Consider the following 10,060-nt stretch of genomic DNA (forward strand, 5'->3'; position numbering starts at 1 on the left):
TCGGGTTCCGGCTCATCAAGGGGCTTCCGTGCCGCCGATCCATGCCATCCGGGCTGGCTCTTCCGAGCTTCTCCGCGAAGGCCGGCCAGAGTTCTCGACGGACATCCATCGTGCCTACGGCAATGGCAACGGAAGAGGCTGGCAACGGACGATGCCGGGGACGGCCGATCCATGGGCCTTCGTCGAGGGACTCCGAATTTTCCGCAGAAAAGCCGATGCGCCATCGGCCAAAGCGATGCTCTGGACATCCACGGCGGCGTCGAGTTCGCCATCTCTACGTCCGCCGGTTGACCTGCTCTACGGCGTCTCTGCCTTCACGATCGAACCAGCAGCTCGTATCCGACCGGACCGATGGCCTCGGAAGTGCTCACCGGGACAGGATCGCCACCTCCCGATCTCGACCGTACGGCTCATACCTCGGAGAGAACCCGGCCAGTGGGGCAGCGGGCCACAGCTGATGCCGGTCGTCGAACGCATTGGGGTCAAGGGCCCCGGCATGGTCATCCGCGCACACCCCCGACTGCCGCCGCAACTGTCGTTACCTGCGAAGGCGCCAGATTCAAGCACACCATTCCGGAGAAGCAGGATCAGCGGGCCAACCGTCGGCGACGAGGCAGCTGAGGAGATTGGCCGGGCTTCGACAAGGAGATGTACAAGCGCCGGAACGAGGTCGAGCGCACGGTCAATCGGCTCAAGCATTCCCGGGCCCCGGGGCTGTGGCGACGCGCTACGACAAGCGCGCCTAGGTTTTCACCGGCGCCGCCACGGTTTCCTCGATCCGGCTGTGGCTCAGGCCGTGGGTCGGTTTCAGGCCCGTCGCGATGCCGTCCCAATCCGGGCCGTGTAACCACAGACTCTGTGCCGCCTTCCGCATCAGTGCCGGCTCGCCCGGCCGTGGCAGAAGCACGAGCCGGTACGCCAGACTCCGCATCTGGACCGGCAGGTAGCCCCGTCAGCTAGCTGCGGGCACAGCTCCCGCAGCATGGCGAGGATCGCATCCGCGTCGGCGAAGGCCAGCTCCCCGGCGAAGTGACGAAGTAGATGGCGCTGACGGCCGGTACCTCGGTGCTGCCACGAACCCGGGCCTACCGTGAGGCGGAGGCCCGGAGGCCCGGAGGCCCGGAGGGGAAGGGGAGCGGGTGAGGGCCCAACTTGCCAAGCTGCCGCAGCGGGCTGCGGTACGCCTGAGATCGAGCTGGCCGGCCAGGAGGTGGCGGAGCCGGGGACGGGTTTCCGGCGGAAGGAGAAGCGGACGCGATGTTCGGCACCTGTCCGGCGTGGGTGTGAGCGCGAGTGGCTTCTTCGAGGCCTCGGGAGCCGACTCCTCAGCGGTCAGAGGCGATTTGCATGCCGCAGGCCACTTCACGTTCAAGGGCCTGAACACAAAAGACATCAGAAGACAACTAATAAACAAATCTCGATACGGCGCCGTTTTCGGACGACGTGGTGCTGGGCATGTCGACCCGTAGTCTTCCGACGGTGGTCGGGCCCTTCGGCATTTAGTTCGTATGCACAAGAAAGGGGGCGGTCCGGATGAGCGGTGCGGATGCGGTGGCCGAGGTGAGCCACGTCGACGGTCGAGACTTCGCGACGTGTCGGGTGATCGACCCGACGAGTCCCGATGTGGGGGAGAGGGCAGGACGCGCCCTGGGGGAGTGGCGGAGCGTCGTCCACCAGAGCCGGACGCCTCGCGCGGACGGGAGCCCGGTGCGCGGGGATGACTCCCGTCGTCGTGGTGTCACGGGACTCTGTGAGTCGGTGACCGAGTCCTGGAACCTCATCGACGCCTGGCTGGCGAAGGACGCACCGGCCGGCCTGGTCGAGCTTCGCCCGCCGCATCGCCCGAAGCCGTCGGGCGCACCGAGGAGCGGCTCGGGTTCGGGATCCCGGCCGATCTGCGCGAGTCGCTGCTGTGCCACGACGGAGATGACGCCTACATCGCTGTCCTTCCGTGCGGCCCCTGTACTCCACGGAGAGGATTTGGGACGCCGACGATCCGAACCAGCAGGACGACCCGTGGTGGGGAGCGCGGTGGGCCTCGTTTGCCAGCCGCGACGGCGACGAGCCAGGCCTGTGGCACAACCACCTCGGAGGGCTGCCTATGACTCGGCCTACCTCGCCGGCTGGCCGAGCTTCGCTACCTGGCTCCACGCCGTCGCCCGGACGATGCTGCATCACGACGACCGCGATCACGTAGAGCCAGTCAGGTCACCAACTCGCTTTCATTCCAATGTAGTTGATCTGTAGATCTCACCGACCGAGCGGAACTCGGTTGAACTGCAAGCCCTTTGTGGGAGTCCTGCTCAGGCGTCGGGAACGCAACACCTGAACTGGGCGGACTGGTCTTCGGTGTTGCCCACTACCTGGTCGAAGGGCCCGTGATGTGGTGTGTCATCACATCCCGCACGAGGCCCGCCGTGAAAGCCAGTTGCAGGTGTCTGGCCATCGGGCGCGACATGACCGTGGCGAGTGCGGTGCCGGACACCGGCCGAACTCCGCTGCCTGCGCGAGAAGTTCGGCGTGCCGGACCGAGACGGAGGCCAGGGCGATGGCGGCGCCGACCAGCGGGTAGCACAGGGGCGCGAGACCGACCGTGGTGAGCATGACGACGGAGGTGACCCGGCGAGCACGGATCCAGCCGTAGCCGGAAGGCTCCCAGCCGCGTTCGGCGTTGAGCAGCACCATGCCGACGTTGAGGGTGCCGGTGAGGCCGAGCTCGCAGACGGCTCCGGCGGCGACGAGCGGGCCGATGAGGCCGTGGCGGCGGATGTATCGCGGCCCGTCGAGGAGGTCGGTGCGTGCGCTGCCGGGTTGCGGAGCGTCCTTGCCGCGTGCTCCGAGGGGACGTATTCGTACCGTCAGCAGATGCGGCAGGGAGAGGGCGAAGAGCAGGCCTGCGGAGGCGTCAGGGGCGGAAGGGGAAGCCGTAGAGGTTGCACGGACACGTGTCCGTCCGGCGGGCTCTCCGGGTGGGATGGTCGGCCCCCGTCGGTCGGGGTCAGTCAGCCCCGGCGTTTATCACGAATACTCAGGACACGGCTCGGAATTGTTGAAAGCGCCGCAGCCGGGGCGGCCCATGATCATACTGAATCGTATGAATGCAGAAGACACACCCGTGGTCCGCCGTGAGATCTACGATGCCAGGAACAAGAAGAGCCTCCCGGGCACCCTGGTGCGCTCCGAGGGAGATGACGCGAGCACGGACGAGCTGGTCAACAGCGTCTACGACGCGCTCGGCACCAGCTTCGACTTCTTTCTCGCCGCGTATGGCAGGAACTCCCTCGACGGCGAGGGCGGCACACTTCGGGCAACCGTTCATTACGACGAGAAGTTCACGAACGTGTTCTGGGAGGGCGGGCGGCTGGTTCTCGGTGACGGCGACGGCGAGGTCATCCAGCTGCGTCCGCGCGACCTCCTCGACGTCGTCGCGGCCGGCGTGGTCCGGCAGATCCAGAACCCGGAGCTCGGGTACTTCAATCAGTCAGGGGCGCTCTCCGAGTCCATCTCTGACGTCTTCGCCTCCCTCGTCAAGCAGTACTCGCTCGGCCAGAGCGCCGACCAGGCCGACTGGCTCCTCGGCGCCGGGATGCTCTCCCCGAGCCTCAAGGTCAAGGCACTGCGCTCGCTGGCCGCACCCGGCACCGCCTACAACAGCCCCCGGCTGGGCAAGGACAACCAGCCTGCCCACATGGATGGTTACGTCGAACTGAAACTCCACCAGGACAACGGTGGGGTGCACATCAACTCGGGCATCCCCAACCACGCCTTCTACCTCGCGGCCACCGCCATCGGCGGCAACGCCTGGGAGAAGGCCGGCCGGATCTGGTACGACGCCGCGACCGGCGGCAAGCTCGCCGCCGACGCCACGTTCGCCGACTTCGCCAAACTGACCGCGACCATCGCCGAGGACCTCTACGGCAGTGGGACCGAACTGGACGCCGTCAACAACGCCTGGAAGTCGGTCGGCGTCCTCTGACCCCTTCCTCACCAACAGGTCGTCCGGCGGGGCCCACAGCACAGGGGCCCCGCCGGACGAACGTGCCGAGCCGTTCGGTGTCCTCCGCCGCGCCGCTGAGTTTTTCTCGGCCGGGGTCCCCTCGGTGGCTTCGAGGACGATCAAGTCAGCCCGAGGGGTGGGTGGCGGCGCGCCAGGACCACGGTCGTTGGACGCCCTGTCAGTTGAGGAAGTCCTGCAAGGCCATCGACCGCGGCACAGGCACGGTACCGGCGAGTTGGGGGAGTGGCCGGGGACGGGCCGGTCAGACCAGCCAGCGCAGCACGGTCCAGGGGCCGGCGGGCAACGGGGAGAAGACGATCGTGGGTACCAGGAGCAGTCCGGCACTCACCCACCAGTAACGCCGGCCCCGTAGGCCGGTCAGCCTGCGGAGCCCGAGGTTGACCAGCCACCACAGCAGGCCGAAGACCGTCCAGACGACGACGCCGGCCACCACCCACACCATCGGGCCGTCGTTTTCGGTGGGTTCGCGCTGCTCGAGCCCGAGCCAGACCAGCGGGTAGTTGAGGAAGAACACCAGCGTGAACATCAGCGGGACCATGGCGGCGAACCCCAGCGTGACGTTGACCAGCACCGGGGCCGCCCACGCCGCCCGCACCGCCCGCCTCGTCCGGGCCTCAGGCGCTGCGCAGGGGTGCATGGTGCTTCTCCAATGCCCGGTAGAGCTCGGTCAGTTCGACGCCGTGCCTGCCGCGCGGCCGGGCCCGTGACCGGGCCGCCCTAGCGTCGGGAAGTCGATGGTGGGGGTGTTGCATTCGTCCTGCACGCTGGTCAGCCGCGGGCGAGGTCCTCGGGCGCCGACCGAGCGAGGGTGTCGGCCACCGTTGTGCAGGCGAGCCGGGCCACGGAGCGCAGTTCGGCGTCGGGGGTGCCTGCCCGGCTCAGTACGGCCAGCGACTGGTTGACGGCGACGACGAACACGGCGAGCTCGTCGAGCGTCCGGGGGGCGGCCGAGGAGTCCGCCAGTGCTGTGCGCACCCGTTGGCGCTGCGCGTCGAGCAGACGGCGCACCTGCGCGCTGTTGTCCTCCTTCAGCGTGGGCGACTGTGCGGCGGACTGGGCGATGAGGCACCCGGCGGGGACCGATGGGTCGGCGATGCGGTCCAGGACGACGCCGAAGAACGCCTCGACCGCGCGCACCGGATCACCGGGGTGCGCCGCAAGCGCCTGCTCGTACTGCGTGCCGTAGATGGACGCGTAGCGGTCGAGGCACTGGCCGAAGAGGGCGTCCTTGTTGCCGAAGGCGCCGTAGAGGGAGCCGCGGCCCAGGCCGGTGGCCGAACCGAGGGCATCGAGTGAGGCGTCGGCGTACCCGCGCTGCCAGAACACCTGCATGGCCTGGTCCAGTGCCGCGCTGATATCGAACTGCTTCCGGCCGGACACGGCGTGCACCTCTCCTGCTTCTCTGCTGTCCCACGTCTCTGCGGCGAGCCTACCCGCATCTTGGACCGATCGGTCAGTTCATCTTTGACTGATCAGTCCAAGATGGCTAGCGTGCAGGCAGGCGGTTCCCGGACCCGAAGGCGTGCTGGCGACCAGCCGCTGGCCACCAGTCGCCGGCTGGCCCCAGACGTGGTACGCCTGGCGCCTCCTGATGCCGGCGCTGGCACAGGACTTCCAGGTCGTCGCGGTCGATCCGCGCGGCGTCGGACTGTCCGACAAACCCCCGGGCGGGTACGACACCGGCACGCTCGCCCGCGACCTGGTGGCGCTGATGGACGCGCTCGGGCACCGGCGGTTCGCCCTGGTCGGCCACGACGTCGGGATGTGGACCGGTTACGCCCTGGCCGCGGACCACCCTGACCGGCCCGACCGCCTGGCCGTCGCCGAGGCCGCGATCCCGGGGTTGTCTCCCGCGCCGCCTCTCCTCGGCAGCCGGGAAGTCAACGACCGCCTCTGGCACTTCGCCTTCAACCGCCTCACCGACGTCAACGAACAGTTGGTCAGCGGACGCGAACACCTCTACTTCGGCCATCAGTTCGCCACGAAGTCCGCGAAGGCACTGCCCGACTACGCCGTCCAGCACTACGTCGACACCCTCGCCGCCGACCCGGAAGCCCTGCGGGCCAGCTTCGAGTTCTACCGCGCACTCGACACGACCATCGCTCAGAACCAGGAGCGCCGGACTCGACGGCTGGCCCTGCCCGTCCTGGCGATCGGAGGAGCGGAGAACCTGGGCGCCTCCGTCGGCGAGACGATGGAGCTCGCCGCCGACGACGTGCAGGGCCTCGTCCTCCCCGACTGCGGCCACTACCCGGCCGAGGAGGCCCCACAGGCGATGCTGACCGCCCTGACCGCGTTCCTGGCGCCGTACCGGGACGGGGAGACCGCAGAGGACGCCCCCACGGCCCGCGTCGGCCCCACCACCCCGGCCTGTGACTGACCCCCGTGCTCGCGGGGGAGGGGCTTCTTTCTGGCCTGCGCGGAGCAGTGATGCCTTTGCCGTTTCTTGATCAGGGCTCACGCTGCCGGATAGCGAAATGCGGTGATCTGTTGAACTGTCAGGAAACGGCAGGGCCGTGTTCCATACGCCAGGGCTGCGCGTGGGCGCACGGCTGTTCGGGGCGGCCGGTGAAGGTGAATGCATCCCGGTAGCGACGCCATCACGATGCCGCTGCCCGTGCGTCACGCCCTCTTGCGATGGCGGGATTCGGGGCCGGGTCGTCGGGGATATTCGGCGGGTCCTCGGAAATCAGGGGCTCAGAGAAACGGACATTGTGCTTCATGACACGCGGGTCGTGTCGGCATCAGGCCTGATCATCTGGAATGCTGTTCCAGTCCGCCGTCACCGGCTTTGATCGGCGGGCATCCGCAGTACCGGGCAAGCGGCCCGGGAAGCCCACGGAGAGAACGGAACATCATGAAGCCATCTGTACTTGTCGTGTCCACTGACCCTCAGGGATCGGCCGTCGTCTGGGCGGAGCGGGTGGGGGACAACCTGCCCTTCGATTTCATGGCGGCGCACGACCAGGCCGATCAGCTGCTCCACCTCAAGAACACCGGTGCCAAGGTCCACGTCATCGCCAACCAGAAGGGCGGCGTCGGCAAGACCACGACCACGGTGAACCTCGCGGCGTGCACCTTCGACGTCCTCGGCGAGAAGGACGAGTACGAGCACATCTTCATCGACACGCCGGGCACCCTGGCCGATGAGGAGATCCTGCGCAGTGCTCTGGAGATAGCGGATGACGTCCTGGTCCCGATGATCACCGAGCCGTTGTGCTTCGACCCGACGGCGCGGACGATCCAGAAGGTCATCGAGCCGATGGACATCCCCTTCCGGGTCGTCATCAACAACTGGGACCCCCGGGACGGCCGCGCCGACCTGGAGGACACCGAGGCGTACATCGCCGCGAAGGGGTGGCCGCGGGCGAAGACGGTCCTGCGGCGTTACAAGATCCACTCCCGGGCGGTGGCCGAGGGAACGGTCGTCACCCAGTACAAGGAGAGCGGCACCGCCTACCGGGCCCGCGAGGACTTCTTCCGGCTGTCCCTCGAGCTCGGATACGGGGGTCGCTGATGGCCGGCCGTCGTGTTTCCTTCGCCTCGATGGCGGCCGACCCGGTCGTCGACGCCCCCGGGGTGGTCAGCAACCAGGAGACTCCGGCCCGGTGGGTCCCCACGGGGCCGGACTCTCCGGCCCGGTGGGTTCCCACCGCCAACTGCCTCCCCAACCCGCGCAACCCGCGCGACGACCTGGGCGACCTGTCGGACCTGGCGAGCATCAAGGACCGCCAGCTGCAGAGCTGCCTCGCCGTCACCCCGGACGCGTACCTCCGGCTCTGGCCGGAGGACGAGGGCCTGCTCGCTGCGGGCCCGCAGGACGTGGTCATCGTCAACGGCAACCGGCGCCGGGCCGCTGCCGCGCTGTACGGGCGCGAGCAGCTGCTCGTCGTCGTCGACGACTCGGTGGCGGACTCCAAGGCGACCCTGCTGCGCGCGGCGCTCGACGAGAACATGGCGCGCAAGGACTTCGACCCGATCGAGGAGGCCAACGCGGTCCTGCTCATCGTGGCGCAGTACGCCACCGCCAAGGAGGCCGCCGAGGCGGAGGGCTGGTCCCAGAGCTGGATCTCGCACCGTAAGAACCTGCTGAAGCTCCACCCCGAGCTGCAGCGGCAGGTGCGGGCCAAGGCGCGGGGCGAGGAGGGCGTCTCCATCAACGTCGCCCGCCGTCTGGGATCGGTCAAGGGCATCGAGGCGATGTCCCTGGCCGAGCAGACGGAGCAGTTGGAACAGCTGCTCCAGGCCGACGCCGATGCCGTCGCGGCGAAGCGGGCGGCGAAGCTGGGAGCCCGGGCGGCGGCGGCTCAGGCCTCCGCGGACGGGGCGACTCCTCAGCCCGCGCCGCAGCGACCCGTCGCATCCGCGAGTGGGCCTGCGGAGAGCGCGACCGCGACCGGGGCTGTGAGCGCGGCTGCGTCCACGGCCACCGTCACGCCGTCGCCGGTGGATCCGTCGCCGGTGGATCCGTCGCCGGCGGAACCGTCGGCCTCGGCTACCCGGTCGAAGCCCGCCAGTTCCGGCGCGGGGGAGAGCTCTGCTTCGGCTCCGAGCACCGAGTCTGCTTCGAGCACGGAGTCCGCTCCGAGCGCCGAGCGATTTTCCGCGGAAAATTCCGAGCCTCTCCCGATGCCGGAACAGCGAGCCGAGGCCTCCCCGGCCGAGCAGCCGTCGGCCACGCCGTCCGCGGAACTCGGCGATGTCGACTGGCACGACGTCGAGGAACTCGCCGACGCCATCTGCCGCACCCTCTCGGCAGACGAGGCCTACCGCCTCGCCGACGCCCTGGCCAACCGTCTGCTGACGACCAACAGCTGACGCGTCCTCCGGTGCCCGCCCCGTCGTTCGCACGGGGCGGGCGCCGGATCGGCTTCCCCCGCCGGTGCCTGCGGGAGGGAAGCGTGGACTTCTTCGGCCGTCCGAACGGTGCCGCTCACAGTCCGGCTTCGTACGTCCCGGGCGGCACGGGCGGCACGGGCGTCCCGTCGTACGGGAGATAGCACCTCATGCGGTACGACAGCAGGTGCTGTACGAGGTCGCTCGCCAGGAACGGCTCTTCCCACTCCCACTGGGCACCGCCGCGGCAGGCGGTGCAGGAGGCGTCCCGGTGGCTGCGGCACACCGCGCGGCGGGCGACGTGCTGGGTGCGCATCTGGAGTCGCCCGGACAGCCAGATCTCCGTATGGGCTCTCGCCTTCTGCGGCTTGCAGCGCAGCAGAACGCAAACCTCCTCGACGCTGAGCACCCGCAGGGCAACGCCCAGGCGGGCGTGCTGGCTGACCTGTGAGGTCGCCAGGCCGGGCAGGAGTTGCTCGGTCAGGCTCGGCTCAAGCCTCTTGATGAGCTGGTAGCTGGCTCTCTTGCTGTCCTCCCCTGCGGGGAGATCGTGGATCAGCCAGATGAGCGGGCTGTGCACCACGCTGGTCGCCTTCCGGTTCGCCCGCAGGAGGCGCGCGGCGTCCTTGAAGTCCTGGCAGGACTTCTCATCCTCAAGGCGCTCCAGGAGGCTGCGACGTGCCTCGGCGTACTTTCCGAACGGCCGGTGTCCGTAGTCGACGACCTTGATCTTCGTCTCGGGAGCCGTCACCTGATTTCTCCCAGGAGGCTCCGGCCTTCAGGCCGGGGAGGAATGGGTCCTCGGCCCGGAGCCGTGAAGCGGCGGAGTTCTCTGCGTATCTGCTCTGACCTGCGTTTTCTGCTGTTGTCGGTGGGGGCTGTTAGGTTGCGGTTCATGACGACGACGACGGCGACGGTCGGTGAGGCCGGGTACGCCCGGTACACCTACCGGCTCCGCGTGTCGGCCACCGCCCTCGCACTGCTCGAAGCGGAGTGGGGGAAGTGCCGCTGGGTGTGGAACGAATCCGTGGCGATGTCCCGCAAGGTCCACAACCACAACAAGGCGACCGCCGCGGAGAAGACGCACGTGCGGCCCCGCACAGCTCGACAAGATGCTGACCGGGGCCCGGCAGTCGATGAGCTGGCTGCGCGAGGGCGCGTCCGTTCCGCAGCAGCAGACCATCCGCGACTTCGCCAGGTCCCGCG

At 68.7% G+C, this 10,060-nt stretch carries 7 protein-coding genes and 3 pseudogenes; 6 read left to right on the forward strand and 4 right to left on the reverse strand.

Going from position 1 to position 10,060, the window contains the following annotated elements; translation table 11 throughout:
* Window positions 1-427: 427 nt before the first annotated feature.
* Window positions 428-746 (forward strand): annotated as a pseudogene (locus AB0R04_RS22855) (IS5/IS1182 family transposase); the annotation flags it as partial.
* 1,801 nt (window positions 747-2,547) lie between these two features.
* Here AB0R04_RS22855 and AB0R04_RS22860 read toward each other — a convergent pair.
* Window positions 2,548-2,898: pseudogene (locus AB0R04_RS22860) on the reverse strand (MFS transporter); the annotation flags it as partial.
* A 196-nt stretch (window positions 2,899-3,094) separates the two neighbouring features.
* Here AB0R04_RS22860 and AB0R04_RS22865 point away from each other — a divergent pair.
* Window positions 3,095-3,976, forward strand: coding sequence for a M4 family metallopeptidase (locus tag AB0R04_RS22865; protein WP_363374001.1), 882 nt, complete (start codon window positions 3,095-3,097; stop codon window positions 3,974-3,976).
* 283 nt (window positions 3,977-4,259) lie between these two features.
* Here the strand turns inward: AB0R04_RS22865 and AB0R04_RS22870 are convergent, their stop codons facing one another.
* Window positions 4,260-4,655, reverse strand: coding sequence for a hypothetical protein (locus AB0R04_RS22870; RefSeq protein ID WP_363374004.1), 396 nt, complete (start codon window positions 4,653-4,655; stop codon window positions 4,260-4,262).
* A gap of 131 nt (window positions 4,656-4,786) precedes the next feature.
* The gene (locus AB0R04_RS22875; protein WP_363374007.1) at window positions 4,787-5,398 is read right to left on the reverse strand and encodes a TetR/AcrR family transcriptional regulator; all 612 of its coding nucleotides are present in this window, start codon (window positions 5,396-5,398) and stop codon (window positions 4,787-4,789) included.
* Between the two features lie 142 nt (window positions 5,399-5,540).
* Here AB0R04_RS22875 and AB0R04_RS22880 point away from each other — a divergent pair, with 142 nt between their 5' ends.
* From AB0R04_RS22880 to AB0R04_RS22890, 3 genes are all read left to right on the forward strand, one after another.
* Window positions 5,541-6,398, forward strand: a complete 858-nt coding sequence (locus AB0R04_RS22880; RefSeq protein ID WP_363374009.1) for an alpha/beta hydrolase — start codon at window positions 5,541-5,543, stop codon at window positions 6,396-6,398.
* 498 nt (window positions 6,399-6,896) lie between these two features.
* Complete coding sequence (locus AB0R04_RS22885; RefSeq protein ID WP_279634975.1) at window positions 6,897-7,535, forward strand: ParA family protein; 639 nt, start codon at window positions 6,897-6,899, stop codon at window positions 7,533-7,535.
* Entirely contained in the window at window positions 7,535-8,836 is a 1,302-nt protein-coding gene (locus AB0R04_RS22890) for a ParB N-terminal domain-containing protein (protein WP_363374013.1), read from the forward strand. The genes AB0R04_RS22885 and AB0R04_RS22890 overlap by 1 nt, the downstream gene beginning before the upstream one ends.
* Before the next feature lie 115 nt (window positions 8,837-8,951).
* Here the strand turns inward: AB0R04_RS22890 and AB0R04_RS22895 are convergent, their stop codons facing one another.
* Window positions 8,952-9,605 carry a hypothetical protein gene (locus AB0R04_RS22895; RefSeq protein WP_363374015.1) on the reverse strand — a complete coding sequence of 218 codons (654 nt, stop codon included), beginning with the start codon at window positions 9,603-9,605 and terminating at the stop codon, window positions 8,952-8,954.
* Window positions 9,606-9,749: 144 nt separating this feature from the next.
* On the opposite strand from AB0R04_RS22895, the pseudogene AB0R04_RS22900 reads away from it, so the two are divergent.
* Window positions 9,750-10,060: pseudogene (locus AB0R04_RS22900) on the forward strand (RNA-guided endonuclease TnpB family protein); the annotation flags it as partial.

This window comes from Kitasatospora sp. NPDC056731 (assembly GCF_040687675.1).
In the GTDB taxonomy this organism is placed as follows: Bacteria; Actinomycetota; Actinomycetes; order Streptomycetales; family Streptomycetaceae; genus Kitasatospora.